19 protein-coding genes are annotated in these 23,640 nt (G+C 70.6%); 8 read left to right on the top strand and 11 right to left on the bottom strand.

Going from position 1 to position 23,640, the window contains the following annotated elements; genetic code table 11:
• Positions 1 to 23: 23 nt before the first annotated feature.
• The 3 genes from OG842_RS26660 to OG842_RS26650 are packed head-to-tail and all read right to left on the bottom strand — an operon-like array spanning position 24 to position 4,028.
• Positions 24 to 2,105 (bottom strand): dipeptide ABC transporter ATP-binding protein, encoded by a 2,082-nt coding sequence (locus OG842_RS26660; protein ID WP_266733176.1) that lies wholly within the window; start codon positions 2,103 to 2,105, stop codon positions 24 to 26.
• Complete coding sequence (locus tag OG842_RS26655) at positions 2,102 to 3,043, bottom strand: ABC transporter permease (RefSeq protein ID WP_266733174.1); 942 nt, start codon at positions 3,041 to 3,043, stop codon at positions 2,102 to 2,104. The genes OG842_RS26660 and OG842_RS26655 overlap by 4 nt, the downstream gene beginning before the upstream one ends.
• A 1-nt stretch (position 3,044) precedes the next feature.
• Positions 3,045 to 4,028 (bottom strand): ABC transporter permease, encoded by a 984-nt coding sequence (locus OG842_RS26650; protein WP_266733172.1) that lies wholly within the window; start codon positions 4,026 to 4,028, stop codon positions 3,045 to 3,047.
• Positions 4,029 to 4,647: 619 nt separating this feature from the next.
• Between OG842_RS26650 and OG842_RS26645 the strand changes: the two genes are divergently transcribed.
• Positions 4,648 to 5,403, top strand: a complete 756-nt coding sequence (locus tag OG842_RS26645) for a hypothetical protein (RefSeq protein WP_266733170.1) — start codon at positions 4,648 to 4,650, stop codon at positions 5,401 to 5,403.
• Positions 5,404 to 5,502: 99 nt separating this feature from the next.
• Positions 5,503 to 6,126: a class F sortase gene (locus OG842_RS26640; RefSeq protein WP_266733169.1), complete on the top strand. Its 624-nt coding sequence runs from the start codon at positions 5,503 to 5,505 to the stop codon at positions 6,124 to 6,126.
• A 24-nt stretch (positions 6,127 to 6,150) separates the two neighbouring features.
• Here OG842_RS26640 and OG842_RS26635 read toward each other — a convergent pair whose 3' ends face one another.
• A complete protein-coding gene (locus OG842_RS26635) occupies positions 6,151 to 6,939 on the bottom strand; it encodes a sulfite exporter TauE/SafE family protein (protein WP_266733168.1) in 789 nt (262 codons plus the stop codon).
• Between the two features lie 173 nt (positions 6,940 to 7,112).
• Between OG842_RS26635 and OG842_RS26630 the strand changes: the two genes are divergently transcribed.
• Positions 7,113 to 8,042: an oxidoreductase gene (locus OG842_RS26630; protein ID WP_266733166.1), complete on the top strand. Its 930-nt coding sequence runs from the start codon at positions 7,113 to 7,115 to the stop codon at positions 8,040 to 8,042.
• Between the two features lie 13 nt (positions 8,043 to 8,055).
• On the opposite strand, the gene OG842_RS26625 is transcribed toward OG842_RS26630, so the two are convergent.
• The 4 genes from OG842_RS26625 to dusB form a co-directional block, all read right to left on the bottom strand.
• Positions 8,056 to 8,463 (bottom strand): VOC family protein, encoded by a 408-nt coding sequence (locus OG842_RS26625; protein ID WP_266733164.1) that lies wholly within the window; start codon positions 8,461 to 8,463, stop codon positions 8,056 to 8,058.
• 134 nt (positions 8,464 to 8,597) lie between these two features.
• Entirely contained in the window at positions 8,598 to 9,572 is a 975-nt protein-coding gene (locus OG842_RS26620; protein WP_266733163.1) for an ArsR/SmtB family transcription factor, read from the bottom strand.
• Positions 9,573 to 10,121: 549 nt separating this feature from the next.
• Complete coding sequence (gene ppdK / locus OG842_RS26615) at positions 10,122 to 12,869, bottom strand: pyruvate, phosphate dikinase (protein ID WP_266733162.1); 2,748 nt, start codon at positions 12,867 to 12,869, stop codon at positions 10,122 to 10,124.
• 600 nt (positions 12,870 to 13,469) lie between these two features.
• A complete protein-coding gene (gene dusB / locus OG842_RS26610) occupies positions 13,470 to 14,618 on the bottom strand; it encodes a tRNA dihydrouridine synthase DusB (protein WP_266733160.1) in 1,149 nt (382 codons plus the stop codon).
• A gap of 70 nt (positions 14,619 to 14,688) precedes the next feature.
• On the opposite strand from dusB, the gene OG842_RS26605 reads away from it, so the two are divergent.
• Positions 14,689 to 16,173 carry an MFS transporter gene (locus OG842_RS26605; RefSeq protein WP_266733159.1) on the top strand — a complete coding sequence of 495 codons (1,485 nt, stop codon included), beginning with the start codon at positions 14,689 to 14,691 and terminating at the stop codon, positions 16,171 to 16,173.
• On the opposite strand, the gene OG842_RS26600 is transcribed toward OG842_RS26605, so the two are convergent.
• Positions 16,146 to 17,054, bottom strand: coding sequence for an MmyB family transcriptional regulator (locus tag OG842_RS26600; protein ID WP_443064072.1), 909 nt, complete (start codon positions 17,052 to 17,054; stop codon positions 16,146 to 16,148). The two genes, OG842_RS26605 and OG842_RS26600, sit on opposite strands and share 28 nt — an antisense overlap.
• A 230-nt stretch (positions 17,055 to 17,284) precedes the next feature.
• Between OG842_RS26600 and OG842_RS26595 the strand changes: the two genes are divergently transcribed.
• On the top strand, positions 17,285 to 18,706 hold the full coding sequence (locus OG842_RS26595) for an MFS transporter (RefSeq protein WP_266733835.1): 1,422 nt from the start codon (positions 17,285 to 17,287) through the stop codon (positions 18,704 to 18,706).
• Positions 18,707 to 18,850: 144 nt separating this feature from the next.
• Here the strand turns inward: OG842_RS26595 and OG842_RS26590 are convergent, their stop codons facing one another.
• On the bottom strand, positions 18,851 to 19,087 hold the full coding sequence (locus OG842_RS26590; protein ID WP_266733156.1) for a DUF6243 family protein: 237 nt from the start codon (positions 19,085 to 19,087) through the stop codon (positions 18,851 to 18,853).
• A 239-nt stretch (positions 19,088 to 19,326) separates the two neighbouring features.
• On the bottom strand, positions 19,327 to 20,709 hold the full coding sequence (locus OG842_RS26585) for a glycine--tRNA ligase (protein ID WP_266733155.1): 1,383 nt from the start codon (positions 20,707 to 20,709) through the stop codon (positions 19,327 to 19,329).
• Positions 20,710 to 20,914: 205 nt separating this feature from the next.
• On the opposite strand from OG842_RS26585, the gene OG842_RS26580 reads away from it, so the two are divergent.
• The 3 genes from OG842_RS26580 (at position 20,915) to OG842_RS26570 (ending at position 23,615) form a co-directional block, all read left to right on the top strand.
• Entirely contained in the window at positions 20,915 to 21,871 is a 957-nt protein-coding gene (locus tag OG842_RS26580) for a metal ABC transporter substrate-binding protein (protein ID WP_266733154.1), read from the top strand.
• Between the two features lie 65 nt (positions 21,872 to 21,936).
• Positions 21,937 to 22,719 (top strand): metal ABC transporter ATP-binding protein, encoded by a 783-nt coding sequence (locus OG842_RS26575; protein WP_266733152.1) that lies wholly within the window; start codon positions 21,937 to 21,939, stop codon positions 22,717 to 22,719.
• 2 nt (positions 22,720 to 22,721) lie between these two features.
• Positions 22,722 to 23,615, top strand: a complete 894-nt coding sequence (locus tag OG842_RS26570) for a metal ABC transporter permease (protein ID WP_266733150.1) — start codon at positions 22,722 to 22,724, stop codon at positions 23,613 to 23,615.
• Positions 23,616 to 23,640 lie beyond the last annotated feature (25 nt).

Here is a 23,640-nt window from a genome sequence, read left to right as displayed (position 1 = left end):
GCCCCGGGGTGCCGTGACCCGGCTCAGACGGCGTGGCAGGCGTACTGGTGGCCGGGGCGTCCGGCCACCGCCGTCGGCTCGGGACGCTCGGTGCGACAGCGTCGGCGCACGTCCTCGTCGGCGAGGCGGTACAGGGGACAGCGGTCGACGAAGACGCAGCCCGCGGGCGGGCGGGTGGCGCTCGGCTGCTCGCCCTGGAGCACGACGCGTTCGCGGGCGCGTTCGCGCCGCGGGTCGGGCACCGGGATCGCCGAGAGCAGCGCCCGGGTGTAGGGGTGCTTGGGGTCGGAGAAGATCGTCTCGGTGTCCCCGGTCTCGACGATGTGCCCGAGGTACATCACCGCGATGCGGTCGGAGACGTACCGGACCACGGCCAGGTCGTGGGCGACCACCAGGTAGGCGAGGCCGAGTTCGCGCTTGAGCCGGGCCAGCAGGTTGATCACCCCGGCCTGCACCGATACGTCCAGGGCCGAGAGCGGCTCGTCGAGGGCCAGCAGTTTCGGCTCGGTCGCCAGGGCCCTGGCGATGCCGACGCGCTGACGCTGACCGCCGGAGAGCGCGGCCGGGAAACGGCCGCTCACCGAGGCGTCCAGGCCGACCAGCGTCAGCAGTTCGTGGATCCGGGAGCGGATCGACTCCCGGTCCCGTCCGATGGCCTGGAGGGGTTCGGCGAGCAGCTGGAAGACGGGCAGCCGGGGGTTCAGGGCCCCCAGCGGGTCCTGCATGACGATCTGTACGTCCCGCCGCAACTCCCGTACGCGGGCAGAGGAATCGACCGTTCCGACGTCGGTGCCGGCGATCTCGATCCGTCCGCCCTCGGGCTGCTTCAGCCGGAGGACCTCCAGCAGCGTCGTGGTCTTGCCGCTGCCCGATTCGCCCACCAGGCCCAGGGTCTCCCCGGCACGCAGCTCGAAGCTCACCCGGTTCACGGCGTGCAGGGTGCCGACCCGGCGCTTGAGGAGGGCGCCCTTGGTGACCGGGAAGGTCTTGACCAGGTCCTCGACCCGGAGCACCACCTCGCCGGTCGCGGTGGGCCCGGAGCCGCCCGGGAGGTCGTCCGGTGCGGTGTCCCCGGCGGGGTCCAGGGTGCCGTCGGCCATCTCGTCCGCGCGCAGGCAGGCCACGTGCCCGTGCCCGGTGATCTCGCGCAGCTCCGGCTCGTCGGCCCGGCAGGCGTCCTGGGCGACGGCACAGCGGCTCGCGAAGGGGCAGCCGCCGGTGAGGTCCACGAGGGCGGGCGGCTCCCCGCCGATCGGGACCAGGGGGCGGTGGACCCCGCTGTCCACGGTGGGCACGGCGGCGAGCAGCCGCGCGGTGTACGGCATGGTCGGGCGGCGGAACAGTTCGTCGACGCCCGCGCGCTCCACGAACCGGCCCGCGTACATGACGGCGATGTCGTCGGCATGGCCGGCCACGACCCCGAGGTCGTGGGTGATGAGGACGAGTCCGGCCCCGGTCTCCTTCTGCGCCAGCCGAAGGACGTCCAGGATCTGGGCCTGCACGGTGACGTCGAGGGCGGTGGTGGGCTCGTCCGCGACGAGGACGGACGGCTTGTTGGCGATGGCCATGGCGATGACGACGCGCTGGCGCATGCCGCCGGAGAACTCGTGCGGGAACGACTTGGCCCGGCCCCTCGGGTCGGGTATGCCGACGAGGTCGAGCAGTTCGACGGCCTGTTCCCAGGCCGCCCGCTTGGTGAGCTCCTGGTGGACGCGCAGGGCGTCGGAGAGCAGCCGGCCCACGGAGAAGATGGGCGTGAGCGCGGACAGCGGGTCCTGGAAGACCATGCCGATGGAGTTGCCCCGTACCGCGGAGAGTTCCTTGTCCCCGAGGCCGATCAGGTCCCGGCCGCCGAGCAGTACCTGCCCCCGCAGTTCGGCGGAGGGCGGCAGCAGGCCCATCACGGCCATCGCGGTGGCCGATTTGCCCGAGCCGGACTCGCCGACGATGCCGAGAGTCCGGCCCGGCAGGAGGTCGAAGCCGACGCCGCGCACCGCCTCGACGGGGCCGGCCTCGGAGGGGAAGGTGATCCGCAGGTCCCGTACCGAGAGCACGGGGGTGACGCCGGTGGGTGCCGGGGATCCGGCCAGGGTCGTGAGGGTCATCGTCGGCCTCCTGCCGCACCGGTCACGGACGTGGGGTCGAGGGCGTCGCGCAGCCCGTCGCCGACGAAGGTCATCGACATGGTGAGCAGGACGACCAGACCCGCGGGGAAGGCGAAGAGCCACGGGGCGCTCGTGACGGTGCTCGCACCGTCCGCGAGCATCGTGCCGAGGGAGACGTCCGGGGTCAGGACGCCGAACCCGAGGAAGGACAGGGCGGTTTCGCTGAGCACGGTCGCGACGACGCCGAGCGTCAGATTGACGATCAGCAGCGAGCCGAGGTTGGGGATGATGTGGCGCAGGATGATGCGCGGCGCGCTGATGCCCATGAACTCGGCCGCCGTCACGTAGTCCCGTTCCCGCAGCGAGGTCGAGACGGACCAGATGACCCGTGCGGTGGACATCCAGCCGAACACCGTGAGCACGACGATGAGGACCCGCCAGTCGCCGGCGAGGCGGTGGGAGACCAGGGCGAGGATGAGGAACGAGGGGACCACCAGCAGGAAGTGGATGACGGCGAGGGTCGCCTTCTCCACCCGGCCCCCGAAGTACGCGGCGCTGGAGCCGATGACCGCGGCGACGACGATGGTCAGCGCGGAGACGCTCACGGCGATCGCCAGGGAGCGCTGGAGTCCGTGCACGGCGGAGGCGTAGACGTCGTTGCCGCCCTGGTTGGTGCCGAACCAGTGGGTGGCGCTCGGTGGCTGGGTGAGGGCGGCGAAGTCGGCGTCGGAGTACGCGTAGGAGGTGAACAGCCCGCCGGACAGGCTGAACAGCACCAGCAGTACGAAGATCACCACCCCGACGACGGCGAGGCGGTTGCGCAGGAAGCGCCGCAGGTAGAGGCGGCCGAGGCCGAGGTGGGGCACGTCCACCTTCCGCGCGGGGGAATCCGCCGGCGTCGCACCGGACGCGGCGTCGGTCGTCATGTCCGTGGCCACGTCAGTTCACCCTCACTCGGGGATCGAGGAAGACGGTGGCGACATCCGCGAGGATCGCGCCGATCGCGGTCAGTGCGGCGGCGAAGGCCGCGGTCGCGACCGTGCCGTGCACGTCGTTCTTGGCGATGGTCTGGATGAAGTAGCGGCCCATGCCGTTCCAGCCGAAGATCGTCTCGGTGATGACGGCGCCGGTGAACATGGCCGGGATGCTGAACGCCACGGATGTCGCCGTCGGAATGAGCGCGGCGCGCAGGGCGTGCCTGCGGATCGCCCTGGACCGGGTGAGCCCGGTGGCCCGGGCGGTGCGTACGAAGTCCGCGTTGATCGTGTCCAGCAGCAGCGAACGCTGCGTCAGGTGATAGCCGACGTAGCCCATCAGCGTCAGGCTCAGGGTCGGCAGGATCAGATGGAGCAGGCGGTCACCGATCGTCGGGAACAGCCCCTCGACGCCCGGCGAGTTCTCCCCGGCGACGTAGAGGAAGTGCAGCCCGGCGTTCTGGTTCAGCCAGATGGCGACGAAGACCACGGCGAGCGCGGCCACGGACGTCGGGATGTTGAACACCGCGATGGACACGGCCTGCGAGATCCGGTCGGCCCAGCCGTACTGCCGGGAGGCGGTGTACACGGCCAGGGCGACGCCGAAGACCACGGACAGGACGGTCGCGATGATGACCAGCTCGCCGCTGATGAGCGCCCGGTAGCCGATCTCACCGTTGACGGGGACGCCGGTCGGTGACCGGCCCCAGTCGAAGTGGAGCACCACCGAGGTGAACCAGTCCCACCACCGGTGGACCAGCGGCTCCCGCGGGCTCAGGTTGTACGGCGCGAGCGCCCGGTCGATCTGCTCCTCGGTACGGACCGGGCGCAGCTCCTTGAAGTTCGACCGGGGGTCCAGGAACCAACTGGCCAGGAAGTACGTGGCGTTGGTCGCGACCACGATCATCAGCAGCCAGCCGGTCGCCTTGCGGATCACATGGCGCACCATGGCCGGCACCTCCTCACCGCACGGGGGAGACGCACCTCGAAGGTGCCGGGTCTGGGGGACGTGTGCATGTGCGGCGAGGGCTTTCTGAGTACGGAGCGTGAGCACGAATGTGCGAGTTCCAGCCTGGTCCGCACCTGTGGGCCACCGCCAGCCCTTGATCGTTCTCGCCACGAGGTCGAAATACTGCCGCAGTATTCGGCCATCGAATGTGACGGAGTGTGCGCGACCCGGCGCCGTCCGCTTCCGGCCTGCTTTCCCGCTGCGCGAATCCGCCCTCACCGGGCCCGGGGGGATGGGTCCGGCGAGGGCGGTGGCCGGGGGCGGCCTGGTGCACCGTCCCGTGGGGGGTGACAGACGTGTGCCCGACACCCGCGAGGTCATGCGTGTGACGTGCACCACTTCCCTCCGGGCTCCGGTCACCCGATCGGCACCGGGCGGCAGAGGGGCGGCCCCACCTGCGCCGATCACCGCTGTGACCTGCACGATCACCTCTTGGCAAGAGGGCCACGCCGGTCCGTTCGAGTGAAAGCTGACTCGGTGTCAGCAGGCATGGGTGGCTGGCGGCCCGTTAGCTCAGGGGCAGGACACACCTACTCGTGCCATCGCCGGAGGAACCCCCATGCGTCCTGTCCGCCTAGTGACCGGTACCGCCGCATCGGCGGTCACCATAGCCACGCTCGGCTTCCTCACCGTCGGCCCCTCCGCGTACGCGGAGGAGGCCGGCGCGCAGCGGATCAGCTCGGCCGATGCCGTGTCGCGGGCCACCGGGGACGAAGCCTCGGACGACGGGGCCTCGGGCGACGAGTCCGGGTCCGGGTCCGGGTCCGGGTCCGGTGCGGACACTCCGTTCAGCCTGGACAACCTCTCCAACCTCATCGCGCCCTCGCTGCTCGACTCCGCCGGCGGGTTCACCGCCCCGGGCAGGGACGAGGGCACGGGCCGGGACGAGGACACGGGCCGCGACAAGGGCACGGGCCAGGGCGAAGGCACGGACGGCGGCGGCGAAGGCACGAACCGGGGCGAAGGCACGGACGGCGGCGGCGAAGGCACCGACCGGGGCGACAGCTCCTCGTCCGGGCGCGAGAACTCGTCCTCGTCCGGGCGCGAGAACTCGTCCTCGTCCGGGCGCGACAGCTCCGGCGGACGCGAGAGCCCGTCCAAGGAGGGGGGCTCGGGCAAGCACGACGGCTCGTCCTCCGGGAACCGCCCCGAAGGCCCCGATGGCCCCACCGGCCACGTCAAAACCGGAGTCGGCGGCAGCGTCCGGCCCGACACCACCCAGATCGCGGCGGGCGCCGGCGTTCTCGCCGCGACCGCCGTCGGCGGAGCCTGGCTCCTGCGTCGCCGGGCGAGCGGCACGCAGGCAGCCGGCTGACGGAGACGGATTCACGTCTCCGTACCGCCTGGTTTCCGTCCCGGTGGCCGCGCGCCACCGGGACGGGACCGTCCCCGTTCCATCACCCGGAGGACAACCGTGACCCAGAAGGCCAAGGGCTGGCTGCTGGTCATCGCAGCGCTGGCCGGCGTCTGGCTGATCCGCAACGGCGCCGACGCCCAGCTGGTCCCGCCCCGGCCGACCGCCGCCCAGGCGTTCACCGGCGGCCCGGAGCCCCAGCCGGGATCGCCGGTCGCCGAACCCCTGAAGCCTTCCGCCCCCGTGCGCATCCGCATCCCGAGCATCCGGGTGGACGCCCCGGTGATGCGTCTCGGCCTGGGGGCGGACGGCAGTCTCGACGTGCCCCCGGCCGGCAACCGCAACATCGTCGGCTGGTACCGGGACGGCACTCCCCCGGGCTCCAAGGGCAGCGCGATCGTCGCCGGCCATGTGGACAACGCGCAGGGCCGGTCGGTCTTCTACGACCTGGGCGCCCTGCAAAAGGGCAGCACGGTCGAGGTGGTCCGCCAGGACGGTCGCACCGCCGTCTTCTCCCTGGACGCGATCGAGGTCTACGGGAACAAGGACTTCCCCGACAAGCGGGTGTACGGCGCCGCCTCCTTCGCCTCGCTGCGGCTGATCACCTGCGGCGGCGGTTTCTCGAAGGAGACGGGGTACGAGGGCAATGTGGTGGCGTACGCGCATCTGATCGCCGTGCGCTGAACCCGGCTGCCGGGCACGGTCCGTTCAGGCCGTCCACTGGTCGAAGCCCAACTTCACGACCAGCGAGAACACCACGACCAGCAGCACGCCGCGGACGAACTCGCTGCCCTTGCGCAGCGCCATCCGCGCCCCGATGAGCCCGCCCGCCAGGTTGAACACCGCCATCAGCGCGGCCAGTTGCCACAGCACGCTGCCCTGGTAGGCGAACATCGCCAGCGCGCCGCCGTTGGTGCAGACGTTGACGATCTTGGCGGTGGCGGACGCCGTCACCAGGTCGAGGTGGAGCACCGCGGTCAGCGCCAGCACCAGGAACGTGCCCGTGCCGGGGCCGAACAGCCCGTCGTAGAAGCCGATTCCGCCGCCGACCAGCACGATCGCGGTGACGGTGCGGGCCCGGGTGACCCGCTGCCGCGCACCGTCGTCCGTGTCCTTGCCGAACGAGGGCCGCAGCATCACGAACGCCGCGACGGCCAGCAGCACCACCATGATCACCGGCCGGAGCACCTCGCTGCTGATCCCGGCGGCGAAGAACGCGCCGGCCATCGATCCGGCCAGTGCCGCGAGCCCGATCCGCAGCGCGGTCCCGATCTTCACCGGCGCCTTGCGTACGTACGCCACGGCCGCCCCCGACGTACCGACGATCGCGACCGCCTTGTTGGTGCCGAGCACCTGGGCGGCCGGGACGTGCGGCAGGCCGAGCAGCAGCGCGGGCAGCAGAAGCAGTCCGCCGCCGCCGACCACCGCGTCGATCCAGCCCGCCGCGGCCGCCGCGAGACAGAGGATGATCAGAGTGGTGAGCGCTATGTCCGGCATGATCACGACCTTATGGACACGATCTGCGCGCCGTCCAACCTCCTCGGCCGGATCACGGAAAAGTTGAGCGACTCCTGAGGTTCGCGCGCCCCCGCGCCGCCGGTGCGCACCGGCCCTGGATCCGGACCGGCCCGACCGGTCCGGGCGGCACACCGCGGTCGTACGCTGGGCCCATGAGCCACGGCTGGAGCGCGAACGACATCCCGGACCAGAGCGGCCGTACGGCCGTGGTCACCGGAGCCAACAGCGGCATCGGTCTGCACACCGCGCGGGAGCTGGCCCGGCACGGAGCGCGAGTCCTGCTCGCCTGCCGTGACGAGGCGCGCGGCAAGGAGGCCGAGTCCCGTATCCGGAAGGCCGTGAGCGGCGCGGACGTGGCGTTCGTACCGCTCGATCTGGCCGATCTGGGCTCGATCCGTGAGTTCGCCGCGACCCGTGCGCCCGAGCGGATCGATCTGCTGATCAACAACGCGGGCGTGATGGCCCTCCCGTACGGGACGACGGCCGACGGCTTCGAAAGGCAGTTCGGCATCAACCACCTGGGGCACTTCGCCCTGACCGGGCTGCTGCTCCCCCGCCTCCTCGACACCCCCGGGGCACGTGTGGTGACCGTCTCCAGCGGGATGCACGCGCTGTCCGACATCGACATGGGGGATCTCAACAGCGAGCGCGACTACCGTCGCTGGATCGCCTACGGCCGCTCGAAGACCGCCAATCTGCTCTTCGTCCACGAGCTGGCGCGACGGCTCACGAAGGCGGGCTCCCGGCTGGTGGCCGCCGCCGCGCACCCGGGATACGCGTCGACCAACCTTCAGTCCGCCGCGGCCCGGATGGAGAACCGGCGGGCGATGGAGCGGTTCTTCGAGCTGGGCAACCGGATCGTCGCCCAGCCCGCTTCGGCCGGTGCGCTGCCCACGCTGTACGCGGCCACCGCGCCCGGCGTGCGCCCCGATTCGTTCACCGGGCCGGGGCTGCTGGGCTGGCGCGGTGCCCCGGCCCCGTCCTGGCGTGCGGGCTGGACCCGGGACGACGTCACGAGCGAGCGGCTCTGGATGGCGTCCGAGCAGCTCACCGGCGTGACGTATCCGGGCCTCGCCCCCTGAGACCGGGTCAGCTCTACTGGGCCTCCACCGCGGCCGGGTCCATCCACATGACCTCCCAGATGTGGTTGTTCGGGTCCTGGAAGGAACGGCCGTACATGTGGCCGAAGTCCACCGGCTCGTTGGCGGGCGAGCCGCCGGAGGCGAGGGCGGTGTCGACCAGCTCGTCCACCTTCTCCCGGCTCTCGGCGCTCAGGGCGAGGATCACCTCGGTGGACTTCGAGGCGTCGGCGATCTCCTTCTTGGTGAACTCCTTGAAGCGCGGCTCGGTGAGGAGCATCGCGAAGATGGTGTCGCTGATGACGAGACATGCGGTGTTCTCGTCGGTGAACTGCGGGTTGCACGAGAAGCCCAGCTTTCCGAAGAAGGCCTTGGTCGCTTCGAGGTCCTTGACCGGCAGGTTGACGAAGATCATCTGAGGCATGGCCGCTTCGCTCTCTCTGTTGTTCGAACGTGTACGACAGGTAGACGGCGGGGCGTCGCGGAACTCATCGCCGCCCGGACAAAAAAATTTTCGCCGCTCCGCCGCCCGTCCGCCTGCCGTCGCGTCCGCCCGGCTCAGGACAGCGCGAGCGGGGCGCCGCCCCTGAGCAGCGATCCGCCCAGCGGCGTCAGCGTGTGCAGGACCGAGCCGCCGTGCCGCAGGGTGTGTATGAGGCCCGCCTCGCGCAGCACACAGGCGTGCTGGCTCGCCGAGGCGAGGGACACCCCGGCCCGCAGCGCGAGCTCGCTCGTCGTACAGCCGTTCCCTATGGCGCTCAGGACCGTCGACCGGGTGCTGCCGAGGAGCCGGCCGAGCCAGGGGCCCGGTTCGGCGAAGACCGGGGCGCGGGAGTGGGTGACCGGGTAGACGAGGACCGGCGGGAGCCCCGGGTCGCGGTAGACGACCGGGGTGACGCGGCAGAAGAAGGACGGCTGGAGCAGCAGCCCCCGCCCGTCCAGATGGACGTCCCGGTCGACGGGGTAGTCCGCCTCCAGCACGGGGGCCCGCCAGCGGATCATCGGCGGGAGGGAGGCGAGCAGTTCGTCCGCGCCGCCGTCCAGGAGGGCGCGGCCTCGCACGGCACGGTCGGCCTCGACGCTGGCCCGGATGTGCGGCCAGTACGGCTCGATGGCGGCACGGTGGTAGCTGCGCAGCGCGTCGACGAGGCGGCCGAGCGGTTCGGCGCGGCCGTCCGGGGAGAGGCACGCGTCGCGGCGTTCGGCGCCGAGCAGAGCGAGTTCGGCCCGGACCCGGCCGGGCGGCGTCTCGCGCAACGCCTGCATTCCCGCGTCGATGCCGTACGGTTCGCCGTATTCCTGAGAAGGCGTCAGGAAATCCGGGAAATAGCCGCGCGGTGGAATCACGGCGGACAGCAGACGTACTTCACCATTCAACCGAGGCCGGGTTTCCGTACGCCATTTCCCGAACACCGCGGAACCTCGCCGGTCCCGCAGCCGGTGGAAACTCAGAGCGGTTTCCCACAGCGCGTCGGGCCGGGTGGCCATCCGCACCCTGGAAAGGTCCACTCCGGACATGTGGATACGCAGCACCGGTCCCCCACCTGTTGCACCTGCAATTACCCCCACCCCAGGGTAGGTGATCCGTAACAGCACGTCACCACGGGGTTTCGGCCAGAGGTGAAACGCCTCGCACCCGCACACCGTCAACCGAAAAGCTGTACGGCGTCGGGTGCGAATCCGGCGCCACCGGAAGGGTGAGTGAAGGCCGTGGGGGGTTTCGCTCACCCGGCGGCGGTGGACGACGGTGCGGCTCCGTGCCCGATGGGGTAACCCGGGTGCGGCCCATGGATGGGGATCCATGGGCCGCATCCCGGTCCGTACCCGGCCCGTTCCAGGTCCGTTCCGGGTCCGCTCTTTGCGTATTGAACGAACTTTGCGTAATGCGCGAAGGAACTCGAAGAAAAAGGCACAACGCCGCACAACGATTTTCCCCAGAACAAAACGGGACGGCGGCACCCCCGCACAGGGTGCCGCCGTCCTCGGGTGTTTCGGAGTTGCCGTCGAGCCGGTGAGGGTGGTGCCCGGACGACGGCGGCTCCGGGTCAAAGGGTCATGCGGTCAGGGGCTTCCGGTGTCGGCTCAGCGGCTGTCGCTGCCGGTCGAACCCGCCGCCGCACGGCCGGCTTCGAGCCGGGCCACGGGGATGCGGAACGGGGAGCAGGACACGTAGTCCAGACCCACCTCGTGGAAGAAGTGCACCGACTCCGGGTCTCCGCCGTGCTCGCCGCAGACGCCGAGCTTCAGGTCCGGGCGGGTGGCCCGGCCGGCCTCGACGGCGCTGCGGACCAGCGAGCCGACGCCGTCCTTGTCGATCGTCTCGAACGGCGACACCCCGAAGATGCCCTTCTCCAGGTACGCGGTGAAGAAGGAGGCCTCCACGTCGTCGCGGGAGAAGCCCCACACCGTCTGGGTCAGATCGTTCGTACCGAAGGAGAAGAACTGCGCGGCCTCGGCGATCTGGCCCGCGGTCAGCGCGGCGCGCGGCAGCTCGATCATCGTGCCGATGGTGAGCTTCAGCCGGGTGCCGGTGGCGGCCTCGACGTCGGCGATGACCTGGTCGGCCTCCTCGCGGACGATCTCCAGCTCCTGGACCGTGCCGACGAGCGGGATCATGATCTCGGCGCGCGGGTCGCCCTTCGCGTTCTTGCGCTCGGCCGCAGCCTCCGCGATCGCCCTTACCTGCATGGCGAACAGGCCGGGGATGACGAGCCCGAGGCGCACACCGCGCAGACCGAGCATCGGGTTCTGCTCGTGCAGCTTGTGCACGGCCTGGAGCAGGCGCAGATCGTTCTCGTTGGCGTCCTTGCGGGACTCGGCGAGCGCGACCCGTACCGAGAGCTCGGTGATGTCGGGCAGGAACTCGTGCAGCGGCGGGTCGAGCAGCCGCACGGTGACGGGCAGTCCGTCCATCGCCTCGAACAGCTCGATGAAGTCGGCCTTCTGGAGCGGGAGCAGCTCCTCCAGCGCGGTCTCGCGCTCGGCGTCGGTGTCCGCGAGGATCAGCTTCTCGACCATCTCGCGGCGCTCACCGAGGAACATGTGCTCGGTGCGGCACAGGCCGATGCCCTGGGCGCCGAAGCGGCGGGCCCGCAGCGCGTCCTCGGCGTTGTCGGCGTTGGCCCGCACCCGCAGCCGGCGCACCCGGTCCGCGTACGCCATGATCCGGTGCACGGCGGCGACCAGCTCGTCGGCGTCGTCGGCGCCGGCGTGCATCCGGCCCTCGAAGTACTCGACGACCGGGGACGGCACGACGGGGACCTCACCGAGGTACACCTTGCCGGTCGAGCCGTCGATGGAGACGACGTCGCCCTCCTCGATGACCCGGCCGCCCACCGTCATCCGGCGGCGCTTGGTGTCGACCTCCAGGTCCTCGGCGCCGCAGACACAGGTCTTGCCCATGCCGCGGGCGACGACGGCCGCGTGCGAGGTCTTGCCGCCGCGCGAGGTCAGGATGCCCTCGGCCGCGATCATGCCGTCGAGGTCGTCGGGGTTGGTCTCGCGGCGGATCAGGATGACCTTCTCGCCGGACCGGGACCACTTGACCGCGGTGTACGAGTCGAAGACGGCCTTGCCGACCGCAGCGCCCGGGGACGCCGCGATGCCACGGCCCAGCAGCTCGGTCTTCGCGTCGTCGTCGAATCGCGGGAACATCAGCTGCGCCAGCTGCGCGCCGTTGACCCGCTGGAGCGCCTCGGCCTCGTCGATGAGCCCCTGGTCGACGAGCTGGGTGGCGATGCGGAAGGCGGCACCGGCGGTGCGCTTGCCGACCCGGGTCTGGAGCATCCACAGCTGGCCGCGCTCGATGGTGAACTCGATGTCGCAGAGATCCTTGTAGTGGGTCTCCAGCGTCTTCATGATCTGCATCAGCTGGTCGTACGACTTCTTGTCGATCGACTCCAGCTCGGCGAGCGGCACCGTGTTGCGGATACCGGCGACGACGTCCTCGCCCTGCGCGTTCTGCAGGTAGTCGCCGTACACGCCCTGGTGGCCGCTGGCCGGGTCACGGGTGAACGCGACGCCCGTACCGGAGTCGGGGCCGAGGTTGCCGAAGACCATCGAACAGACGTTGACGGCCGTGCCCAGGTCGCCGGGGATGCGCTCCTGGCGGCGGTAGAGCTTGGCCCGGTCGGTGTTCCACGAGTCGAAGACGGCCTTTATGGCCAGGTCCATCTGCTCGCGCGGGTCCTGCGGGAAGTCGCGTCCGGCGTCCCGGGCGACGATCTTCTTGAACTGCTTGACCAGCTTCTTCAGGTCGGACGCGTCGAGGTCGACGTCGACGGTGACGCCCTTGGCCTCCTTCGCCGCCTCCAGCGCCTCCTCGAAGAGGTCGCCGTCGACACCGAGGACGGTCTTGCCGAACATCTGGATGAGGCGGCGGTAGGAGTCCCACGCGAACCGCTCGTCGCCGGCCTGGGCGGTGAGACCGGCCACGGACTCGTCGGAGAGGCCGATGTTGAGGACCGTGTCCATCATGCCGGGCATCGAGAACTTCGCGCCGGAGCGGACGGAGACCAGCAGCGGGTCGTCGGCCTGGCCGAGCTTCTTGCCCATCCGCGCTTCGAGGGCGTCGAGGTGCGCGCTGACCTCGGCACGGAGCGCGGTCGGCTCCTCGCCGCTTTCGAGGTAGACCTTGCACGCCTCGGTGGTGATGGTGAATCCCGGAGGGACGGGAAGCCCGAGGTTGGTCATCTCGGCGAGGTTCGCGCCCTTGCCGCCGAGGAGATCCTTCAGATCCTTGTTGCCCTCGGTGAAGTCATAAACGAACTTCTCGCCCTTGAGCTCCGGGGATTCCGGGGTGGCTACCTGGGGATCTTTGTTTTCCGACACGGGTCTCGACTCCTCGAGGACGCGGTGGCTGCCCTGACGGCGAGGAACATACCCAGATCGAAGGTGTCTGGGTACGTCCACTTGCGCGTCATGAGGCCTCAACCACCCGTCCGCCAGCAGATCGAAAGTGACACGACCTGTAGTCCGATCAGCAGCATTCGTTCACTTCTTGAATTCATAAACACTGAGAGCCACCAATATCCGCCATTCTGATGACACTGTGCAGCGGAAGCGTCGATCGATCAAAGTGGAGATCCTTGGCACCCAGTGCCATCATTTGAGAAATGCAGCCCCTGGAATTGCGCTCATCTGAGCGCGTCGACCCTCAGGGTGGCGAGAATCACTCCGCGATCGGCGCTCAGATGTCACCATCCGGACGCCCGATCGGCGACTGCGCGTTACGCCATGATCACCGAGGTGCACCCAGAGCGGGACGGAGTCACCACGCGACGCCCGTTTCCGACTCGTTCGAGCCACCTGCCGACCCAACCGTCGCCGAATCCGACCGAATGCAACGCTCAATTGCGCTCAGATGAGCGAGACAAAAGAAGAGGCACGCGGTGCCTATGGCGCCGCGTGCCCACAGAAGGCCGGAAGACCTCAGCCGCCCGAGGTGTCCAGCTCCGCGTCCGGGCTCACGCCCGCGCAGTCGTACGGGTCCTTCAGCCAGCCGTCCGGCAGCACCACGCGGTTGTTGCCCGACGTGCGCCCACGCGGCCCGTCCGCGCCGTCCGGCCACGGCTGGTCCAGGTCCAGCTCCTGCAACTGCCCGCCGAGCTCCACCAGCGACGAGGTGACCGCGAGCTTCTTGCGCATCTCCGAGCCGACCGCGAAGCCCTTGAGGTACCAGGCGACGTGCTTGCGGAAATCGATCACACCGCGCGTCTCGTCGCCGATCCACTCCCCCAGCAGCGTCGCGTGCCGCAGCATCACGTCGGCGACCTGCCGCAGCCCCGGCGCCTGCCGCGCCCCCGAGCCCTCGAACTCGCTCACCAGGTCGCCGAAGAGCCAGGGGCGGCCCAGACAGCCGCGCCCCACGACCACACCGTCGCAGCCGGTCTCGCGCATCATCCGGCGGGCGTCGTCCGCGCACCAGATGTCGCCGTTGCCGAGGACGGGAATCTCCGGGACGTGCTCCTTGAGGCGCGCGATGGCGTCCCAGTCGGCGGTGCCGCCATAGTGCTGGGCGGCCGTCCTGCCGTGCAGGGCGACGGCCGTGACGCCCTCCTCGACCGCTATCCGGCCCGCGTCCAGATAGGTCATGTGGTCGTCGTCGATGCCCTTGCGCATCTTGATCGTGACCGGCAGCTCACCCGCGTTGGAGACCGCCTGGTTGAGGATCGCGCGCAGCAGCGGCCGCTTGTACGGGAGCGCCGAGCCGCCGCCCTTGCGGGTCACCTTGGGGACCGGGCAGCCGAAGTTCAGGTCGATGTGGTCGGCGAGGTTCTCGTCGACGATCATCCGGACGGCCTTGCCGACGGTGACCGGGTCCACTCCGTACAGCTGGATCGAACGCGGGGTCTCGCTCGCGTCGAAGTGGATCAGCTGCATGGTCTTCTCGTTGCGCTCGACCAGCGCCCGCGTGGTGATCATCTCGCTGACGAACAGCCCCTTGCCGCCGGAGAACTCCCGGCACAGGGTGCGGAACGGGGCGTTGGTGATGCCGGCCATGGGGGCGAGCACCACCGGCGGCTGCACCGTGTGCGGGCCGATCCGGAGCAGGGGAAGAGAGGGGGCGAGCGTGGTCATTGCTCCATTGTCGCGTACCGGGCGGGTCTCCCCGGCAGCGGAGTTCGTTAGTTAACCGTACTATCCATGTATGCCCGAGCTCAGTCACCGCCGACGGCAGTTGGTACTGGCGATCTGCTGCATGAGTCTGCTGATCGTCAGTCTCGACAACACCGTGCTCAATGTCGCCCTGCCGTCCATGCAGAAGGAACTGCACGCCACCGTCGCAGGCATGCAGTGGACGATCGACGCCTACACCCTGGTCCTGGCCTCGCTGCTGATGCTCGCGGGCTCCACCGCCGACCGGATCGGGCGCCGGAAGGTCTTCAAGGCCGGGCTCGTCCTGTTCACCCTCGGTTCGCTGCTCTGCTCCGTGGCGCCGAACCTGGAGTCGCTGGTGGCGTTCCGGATGGTGCAGGCGGTGGGCGGCTCGATGCTCAACCCGGTCGCGATGTCGATCATCACCAACACCTTCACCGACCCGCGCGAGCGGGCCCGCGCCATCGGGGTGTGGGGCGGTGTCGTCGGCATCTCCATGGCCGCGGGACCGGTGGTCGGCGGCCTGCTGGTGGACTCGGTGGGCTGGCGGTCGATCTTCTGGATCAACCTGCCGGTGGGCCTGGCCGCGCTCCTGCTCACCTGGCGCTACGTCCCCGAGTCCCGCGCCCCGAAGCCGCGCCGCCCCGACCCGGTGGGGCAGCTGCTGGTGATCGGGCTGCTCGGTTCGCTGACGTACGCGATCATCGAGGCGCCCTCGCAGGGCTGGGACTCACCGCTGATCCTGCTGTTCGCCGCGCTCGCCGGATGTTCCCTGATCGGCCTGCTGCTCTACGAGCCCCGGCGTACCGATCCCCTCATCGAGCTGCGGTTCTTCCGCAGCGCCCCGTTCAGCGGCGCCACGGTCATAGCGGTCAGCGCCTTCGCCGCGCTGAGCGGGTTCCTCTTCCTCAACACCCTGTACCTGCAGAACGTGCGCGGGCTGAGCGCGCTGCACGCCGGTCTGTACATGCTGCCGATGGCGGCCCTCACCTTCGTCTGCGCGCCGCTGTCCGGGCGGCTCGTCGGCAGCCGCGGGCCCCGGCTCCCGCTGCTCGTGGCGGGCGTGGCCATGACGGCGTGCGGGCTGCTCTTCGCCGCGTTCGACGCGGAGACGGACAACGTCCTGCTGTTCACCGGCTATGTGCTCTTCGGCCTCGGCTTCGGCATGGTGAACGCGCCGATCACCAACACGGCCGTCTCCGGGATGCCGCGCTCGCAGGCCGGGGTGGCGGCCGCGGTGGCTTCGACCAGCCGGCAGATCGGCGGGACGCTCGGGGTCGCCGTGATCGGTGCGGTGCTGGCGGCAGGGGTGGCCGGCACCGGGTCGCCGCGCGGCGCCGCCTACGCCGAGGCATTCGTGGACGCGAGCAAGCCCGCCTGGTGGATCCTCGCCGGGTGCGGGCTGTCCGTCCTGCTGGTGGGGGCGCTGACGAGCGGGCACTGGGCGCGGGAGACGGCGCGCCGGACCGCCGAACGGCTGGAGCGGCCGGCGGACGCCCCGGCCGGAGGTCAGACGTCGGCGAGCTCCAGGGCCTGAAGCCGCTCCAGGCGCTCCCGGGTCTCCTCGTCGGCGGGGGCGTACGTCACCATGCGCGGCCCGCTCGACGGGCCGAGCCACAGGTCGGTGTGTTCGAGGCGGAGCAGTCCTACGTGGGCGTTGCGGAAGATCTTGGTCCGGCCGCCCGCGCCCACCACCTCGTGCCGGGCCCAGATCTCCCGGAACTCCGCGGACGACTCCTCCAGCCGCCCCAGGAGCGCCTTCCAGGCGGGCTCGGCCAGGTGCTCGGCCATCGCCCTGCGGAACTTGGCGGCCATCAGCCGGTTCACCTCGGGGAGGTCGACGACCGAGGAGCGCCACTGCGCGTTGGTGTAGGCGAGGATCATGCAGTTGCGGTCCTCGGGGGCGACCGCGTCCAGGTCGCAGAGCAGCCTGCCGTAGGTCCGGTTGTACGCGAGGATGTCGTAGCGGCTGTTCTGGACGCAGGCCGGGATGGGGTCCAGCTGCCGCAGCATCTGGCGCAGCGCCGGGGTCACGCTCGGGCAGTCCGCGCCCGGTGACGGGTCGACGGCGCCGGCGAGCGAGAAGAGGTGGCCGCGTTCGCTGCGGTCGAGCAGCAGGGCGCGGGCCAGCGCGTCGAGCACCTGGGGCGAGACCTGGATGTCGCGGGCCTGTTCCAGCCAGGTGTACCAGGTGACGCCCACGGCGGAGAGCTGGGCGACCTCCTCGCGGCGCAGGCCGGGGGTGCGCCTGCGGCGGCCCCGGGGCAGGCCGACCTGTTCGGGGGTGATCCGCTCGCGGCGGCTGCGCAGGAAGTTCGCGAGCTCGTGCCGCCGGACGTCAGGCTCGGAGGGCTCCCGCCGCCCCGGGGCCGACGGGACCCCGGGCGCCACGCGTACCTCGGGCAGTCCGCTCACCATCGTCGCCATGCCTCCAGCCTGCCGGGCCTCCCGGCGCTCTGCCAGGTGCTCCTTGTACCAGGATAAAGACACTCTGGTACCAGGCTGGGACTGCGGCGATCCTCGATGGCGTGAGTGAATCAACTGTCGCGAATGGATCAACCGTGCGGACTGCCGTGAGTCGATCGACTGCACGGACCGCCGTGAGCGAATCGTCCGTGCGGACGCAGGCGGCCGTCGGCGCCGACGCCGTGGTGCGGCACGACCACCCGGCTCCGGTGCTCGGCACGCTCGGGCTGTTCACCGTGCTGCTCGGGGCGGCGCTGCCGCTCATCGACTTCTTCATCGTCAACGTCGCGCTGCCCGCGATCGACCACGATCTGGACGCGGGCCCCGCCCTGCTCGAACTGGTCGTCGCAGGCTACGGCCTCGCCTACGCCGTGCTGCTCGTCCTCGGCGGCCGGCTCGGCGACATGGCCGGGCGGCGCCGGCTCTTCCTGCTGGGCATCGCCGCCTTCGGCGTCACCTCGCTCGGCTGCGGGCTCGCCCCGGACGCCTGGACGCTCGTGGGGGCGCGGGTGGCGCAGGGCGCGGCAGCCGCGCTGATGCTGCCGCAGGTGCTCGCCACGATCCAGGCGGCCACCTCGGGAGATCGACGGGCCCGCGCGATGGGCCTGTACGGGGCGACGGGCGGGCTCTCCATGGTCGCGGGCCAGATCCTCGGCGGTGTCCTCGTCGCCGCCGCGCCGCTGTCGTCGGTGTTCGGCGAGAGCGCGGGCTGGCGTTCGGTGTTCCTGGTGAACGTTCCGGTGGCGGCGGTGGGGCTGGTGCTGGCCGCCCGCGCCGTGCCGGAGACCCGCTCCCAGCGGCCCGCGCCGATCGACGTACCGGGCACGCTGCTGCTCGCCGCGTCGCTGGTGACGCTCCTCGCCCCGCTGACGGAGGGGCGCGCCGCGGGCTGGCCGGTGTGGACCTGGGTCTCGCTGGCCCTGTTCCCGTTCGCCGCGTACGCCTTCTACCGGGTCGAACGGCGGGCCGACCGTCGCGGGCTGACCCCGCTGGTGCCGCCGAGCCTGCTGCGGCTGGAGTCGCTGCGCCGCGGGCTGGCACTGGTGGTGCCGTTCTCGATCGGCTTCGGCGGCTTCATGTTCGTCATCGCGGTGGCCCTCCAGCAGGGGCTGGAACTGGGTCCGGCCGCGGCCGGACTGTCGATGGCGCCGATGGCGGTGGCGTTCTTCGTGGCGTCGCTGGCCGGTCCGCGGCTGATCCTGCGGTACGGCAGCCGGGTCGTGACGGCCGGCGGGCTGATCCAGGCGGTGGGGGTGCTGGTATTGGCGCTCACCGTGTGGCGCGAGTGGTCCGGTCTCGGGGCGCCGGGGCTGCTGCCGGGGGTCGCGATCGCGGGGTTCGGGCAGGGACTCCAGCTGCCCGTCCTGTTCCGGATCGTGCTCTCCGACGTACCGGCCGCGCGGGCCGGGGTGGGCGGCGGGGTGATGACGACGACTCAGCAGGCCGCGCTGGCCCTGGGGGTGGCCACGCTCGGCACGCTGTTCCTCGCCCTGGTCCCGGGCGCGGGCATGCGGGACGCGCTGGCCGTGACGCTGCTGGTGCAGCTGGCCGCGGTGGTCCTGACGACGCTGCTCAGTCTGCGGCTGCCGCGCAGGGTGGCGTGAGCGCGGGCGGCGCCGGGGCGCTGACAAGGGCGTGGGCCCGGATCACGGGGTGATCCGGGCCCACGGTCGTACCGGTGGTGAGGCGGCTTCAGCTCCCCGAGAGGGCATCAACTCCCCGAGGAAACATCAGCCCCCGAGGAGGCGTCAGCTCTGCGCCGGGGCGTCCTGCTCGGGCGCGTCCGCGGCGCCGTCCGCCGGGGCCGCCCCGGGGGCGGCGCCGGACTGCGCGCGCTCACGCATCTTGCGCAGCAGCTCCTGCTTCTGGTCGGCCGCCGCCTTGCGGTCGGTGGTGCGGGCAGCGCCCACGCCCTGCTGATCGGCGCGGGACAGCTTCTTGCGCTGTCCGCCCACACCGAGAAGGTTGTTACGGCTCTTGGCCATGGCGTTCTCCCGTTCGTATGGCGAAGTGAGGTCTGAAGCGACCTTGATCGGTCCGGTGGGCGGCGGGTGGTCGCACCCGCCGCGCGCTCACTCGTAGATCTGGAAGAACGAATACATACCGGAACCGTACCCCGGCCCGGTCGGCCGTCGCACCCGGTTTCCGCCCGGTCGGGCGCGCGCACGGCGAAGCCCCCGGTTCCGTACGGGCAACCGGGGGCTTCGTCAGTACGAGCGATACGTCAGCAGCCGAGCAGGCGGGCGCCGAGGTAGGCCTGGATCTGGTCCAGGGAGACGCGCTCCTGCTTCATGGTGTCGCGCTCGCGCACGGTCACCGCGTTGTCGTCAAGGGTGTCGAAGTCGACGGTGACGCAGAACGGCGTACCGATCTCGTCCTGGCGGCGGTAGCGGCGGCCGATGGCGCCCGCGTCGTCGAACTCGATGTTCCAGTTCTTCCGCAGGTCGGTCGCGAGGCCCTTGGCCTTCGGCGACAGCTGCGGGTTGCGGGACAGCGGCAGGACGGCGACCTTGACCGGCGCGAGGCGCGGGTCGAGACGCATCACGGTGCGCTTCTCCATGACGCCCTTGGCGTTGGGCGCCTCGTCCTCGATGTAGGCGTCGAGGAGGAAGGCGAGCATCGCCCGGCCGACACCGGCTGCCGGCTCGATGACGTACGGCGTCCAGCGCTCGCCGGCCTCCTGGTCGAAGAAGGACAGGTCGGTGCCCGAGGCCTTGGAGTGCGCCTTGAGGTCGTAGTCCGTGCGGTTGGCGACGCCCTCCAGCTCACCCCACTCGCTGCCGCCGAAGCGGAAGCGGTACTCGATGTCGGCGGTGCGCTTGGAGTAGTGGGAGAGCTTCTCCTTCGGGTGCTCGAACCAGCGCATGTTCTCCTCGCGCATGCCGAGCTCCGTGTACCAGTTCCAGCGCTGGTCCATCCAGTACTGCTGCCACTCCTCGTCCTCGCCCGGCTTGACGAAGAACTCCATCTCCATCTGCTCGAACTCGCGGGTGCGGAAGATGAAGTTGCCCGGAGTGATCTCGTTCCGGAAGGACTTGCCCATCTGGGCGATGCCGAACGGCGGCTTCTTGCGCGAGGTCTGCAGCACCTGGCCGAAGTTGGTGAAGATGCCCTGGGCGGTCTCGGGGCGCAGATAGGCGACCGAGCCGGAGTCCTGGGTCGGGCCGAGGTGGGTGGAGAGCAGACCCGAGAACTGCTTGGGCTCGGTGAAGGTGCCCTTGTTGCCGCAGTTGGGGCAGTTGAGCTCGGTCAGGCCGTTCGCGGGCGCGTGACCGTGCTTCTCCTCGTACGCCTCTTCCAGGTGGTCGGCGCGGAAGCGCTTGTGGCAGGAGGTGCACTCGGTCAGCGGGTCCGTGAACGTGGCGACGTGACCGGAGGCGGACCAGACCTCGGGGGCGAGGATGACCGACGAGTCGAGACCGACCACGTCCTCGCGCGAGGTGACCATGTAGCGCCACCACTGGCGCTTGAGGTTCTCCTTCATCTCGACGCCCAGCGGCCCGTAGTCCCAGGCGGCGCGCTGGCCGCCGTAGATCTCACTGCACGGGTAGACGAAGCCACGGCGCTTGCTCAGGCTGACGATGGAGTCGATCTTGTCGGCGGCCACGGTGCTCTCTTCATTACGACGAAATTGGACAGGGGCGGCGCGAAGCGCCTCAGTGGGGGGTGGTGGTCGGGAGACGGGCGGGCGAATGCTTCAGATTACCGGCGGGCACGGGCCCTGGATCAAATCGGTATCGGCGCGGTCGGCGGCAAAGTCATCTCATAGGTCTTGTTGACAATCGTTTCCAGTTTTGTTGAAAATGACTGTCATGAACGTCAGCCGCCGCCTCATACCCACCGCCGCCGTCGCCGGAGCAGTCGTCCTCGGCCTCACCGCCCTCACCGCCTGTTCCTCCTCGGACGCCGCGGACCACAAGAACGGCGACAAGCTGGATGTGGTGGCCTCGTTCTATCCGATGCAGTTCCTGGCCGAGCGGATAGGCGGGGAGCACGTCTCCGTCACCACGCTGACCAAGCCGGGCGTCGAGCCGCACGACCTGGAGCTCAGCCCGCGGCAGATCGGCGGGCTCACCGACGCCGACTGCATCCTGTACCTCAAGGGCATCCAGCCCGCCGTGGACGACGCCATCGAGCAGTCCGGCACGAAGGACGCCGTCGACGCCGCGAAGCTCACCACGCTGGAGGACCACGGCACCGAGGCGGGCGGCGAGGAGCACGGCCACGAGCACCACGGCGACGAAGCCGGCGCCGACCCCCACATCTGGCTGGACCCGGTGAAGTACGCCGAGGTCGCCAAGGGTGTCGGGAAGTCCCTGGAGAAGTCCGACCCCGATCACGCCGCGGACTACCGGAAGAACACGGCCGCGCTGGTCACCGAGCTCGACGGGCTGGACAAGGCGTACACGGACGGCCTGAAGACCACCGCCACCAAAACGTTCATCACCACCCACTCCGCCTTCGGGTACCTCGCCGAGCGCTACGGCCTCACCCAGGAGGGCATCGCCGGCGTCGACCCCGAGGCCGAGCCCAGCCCCGCCCGGATCAGCGAGATCCACACCATCGCGGAGAAGGACGGGGCCACCACCGTATTCTTCGAGACGCTCGCCAGCGACAGGACCGCGAAGACCCTCGCCAAGGACACCGGCCTGAAGACCGACGTCCTGGACCCGCTCGAAGGAATCACGGACAAGTCCAAGGGCGCCGACTACATCGAGGTCATGCGATCCAATCTCGCCGCCCTGCAGAAGGCGCTCGGCGCGAAGTGACCCCCGCGAACCCCGCAACACCCGTGACACCGGCGACACCCGCCACAGCAACACCGGAGGCGCACATGCCCGAGACCGGGAGCACCACGACCGACCCCGTGATAGCCCTGCGGGGCGCCACGGCCACGCTCGGCGCGCGCCCGGTGCTGCGCGGCATCGACCTGACCGTCCACCGCGGCGAGGTCGCCGCCCTGCTCGGCGCCAACGGCTCGGGCAAGTCGACCGCCGTCCGCTCCGTCATCGGGCAGGTCCCGCTCACCGGCGGCTCCGTCGAACTGTTCGGCACCCCGCTGCGCCGCTTCCGCTCCTGGGCGCGGATCGGCTACGTGCCCCAGCGCACCACGGCGGCCGGCGGCGTCCCCGCCACGATCCGCGAGGTCGTCACCTCCGGGCGGCTGTCCCGCACGAAGCTGGGCCTGCTCCGCAGGGCCGACCGGGCCGCCGTCGACCGGGCCATCGAGCTCGTCGGCCTCGCCGACCGCGCCGGGGACTCGGTGGACGCGCTCTCCGGCGGACAGCACCAGCGGGTGCTGATCGCCCGCGCGCTGGCCGCCGAACCCGAGCTGCTGATCATGGACGAGCCGATGGCCGGCGTCGACCTGGCCAGCCAGGAGATCCTCGCCACGACCCTGCGCGAGCAGGTCGCGGCCGGCACCACGGTGCTGCTCGTCCTGCACGAGCTGGGCCCGCTGGAGCCGCTGATCGACCGCGCGATCGTGCTGCGCGACGGCTGTGTGATGCACGACGGGCCGCCGCCGAAGGCGCTGGGCCAGCACGCCCTGCCCGGACACGACCACGTACACCCCCACGCGGCCTCCGAGCCCGTCCGGACGGGACTGCTGAGCTGACCATGGAATTCCTCACCCCTCCCTTCATGCAGCGGGCCCTGCTCGCCGCCGTGCTCGTCGGCGTCATCGCGCCCGCCGTCGGCATCTACCTCGTCCAGCGCCGCCAGGCCCTGATGGGCGACGGCATCGGCCACATCGCGATGACCGGTGTCGGCCTCGGCTTCCTGCTCTCCACCAGCCCGGTCTGGATGGCCACCGCGGTCGCCGTCGCCGGTGCCGTCGTGATGGAGCTCATCCGCTGGTACGGGCGCACCCGCGGCGACATCGCGCTGGCCATGCTGTTCTACGGCGGCATGGCGGGCGGTGTGCTGCTGATCAACCTCTCCGACACCGGCTCCAACGCCAACCTCACCTCGTACCTCTTCGGCTCCCTGTCCACGGTCTCCGCCGAGGACATCACCTCGATCTGCGTGCTGGCCGCCTTCGTGCTGCTGGTGACGCTGGGGCTGCGCCGCCAGTTGTTCGCGGTCAGCCAGGACGAGGAGTTCGCCCGGGTCACCGGGCTGCCGGTGCGGGCGCTGAACCTGCTGGTCGCCGTGACGGCGGCGGTGACCGTCACCGTCGCGATGCGGGTCGTCGGGCTGCTGCTGGTCAGCGCGCTGATGGTGGTGCCGGTCGCGGCCGCGCAGCAGATCTCCCGGTCCTTCAAGGTGACGTTCGTGCTGTCGGTCGTCATCGGTACGGCGGTGACCCTGGCCGGCACCGTCACCTCGTACTACCAGGACGTCCCGCCCGGCGCGACGATCGTGCTGCTGGCCATCGCGGTCTTCGTCGCCCTGACGCTGCTGGCGACCCCGCTGGCCAGAAGCCGCGCCCGCCGCAGCGAAGCGGCGTCCGGGGGATGCACCCTGGAGGTACCGGCCTCCCGTCCGGCCCCGGACGAACTCCGGGTTTGACCGCGGCGTCCGGACGGGCTGGCAC

Origin of the sequence: Streptomyces sp. NBC_00376 (assembly GCF_036077095.1) — a bacterium.
GTDB lineage: Bacteria > Actinomycetota > Actinomycetes > Streptomycetales > Streptomycetaceae > Streptomyces.
This window is presented reverse-complemented; position numbering and strand designations above follow the sequence as displayed.

Excerpts from the sequence above, each read along its gene's own strand:
- OG842_RS26660 (WP_266733176.1), bottom strand. The coding sequence starts at position 2,105 with ATGACCCTCACGACCCTGGCCGGATCCCCGGCACCCACCGGCGTCACC.
- OG842_RS26650 (WP_266733172.1), bottom strand. The coding sequence starts at position 4,028 with ATGGTGCGCCATGTGATCCGCAAGGCGACCGGCTGGCTGCTGATGATC.
- OG842_RS26645 (WP_266733170.1), top strand. The coding sequence starts at position 4,648 with ATGCGTCCTGTCCGCCTAGTGACCGGTACCGCCGCATCGGCGGTCACC.
- OG842_RS26635 (WP_266733168.1), bottom strand. The coding sequence starts at position 6,939 with ATGCCGGACATAGCGCTCACCACTCTGATCATCCTCTGTCTCGCGGCG.
- OG842_RS26630 (WP_266733166.1), top strand. The coding sequence starts at position 7,113 with ATGAGCCACGGCTGGAGCGCGAACGACATCCCGGACCAGAGCGGCCGT.
- OG842_RS26625 (WP_266733164.1), bottom strand. The coding sequence starts at position 8,463 with ATGCCTCAGATGATCTTCGTCAACCTGCCGGTCAAGGACCTCGAAGCG.
- dusB (WP_266733160.1), bottom strand. The coding sequence starts at position 14,618 with ATGACCACGCTCGCCCCCTCTCTTCCCCTGCTCCGGATCGGCCCGCAC.
- OG842_RS26605 (WP_266733159.1), top strand. The coding sequence starts at position 14,689 with ATGCCCGAGCTCAGTCACCGCCGACGGCAGTTGGTACTGGCGATCTGC.
- OG842_RS26600 (WP_443064072.1), bottom strand. The coding sequence starts at position 17,054 with ATGGTGAGCGGACTGCCCGAGGTACGCGTGGCGCCCGGGGTCCCGTCG.
- OG842_RS26590 (WP_266733156.1), bottom strand. The coding sequence starts at position 19,087 with ATGGCCAAGAGCCGTAACAACCTTCTCGGTGTGGGCGGACAGCGCAAG.
- OG842_RS26580 (WP_266733154.1), top strand. The coding sequence starts at position 20,915 with ATGAACGTCAGCCGCCGCCTCATACCCACCGCCGCCGTCGCCGGAGCA.
- OG842_RS26575 (WP_266733152.1), top strand. The coding sequence starts at position 21,937 with ATGCCCGAGACCGGGAGCACCACGACCGACCCCGTGATAGCCCTGCGG.
- OG842_RS26570 (WP_266733150.1), top strand. The coding sequence starts at position 22,722 with ATGGAATTCCTCACCCCTCCCTTCATGCAGCGGGCCCTGCTCGCCGCC.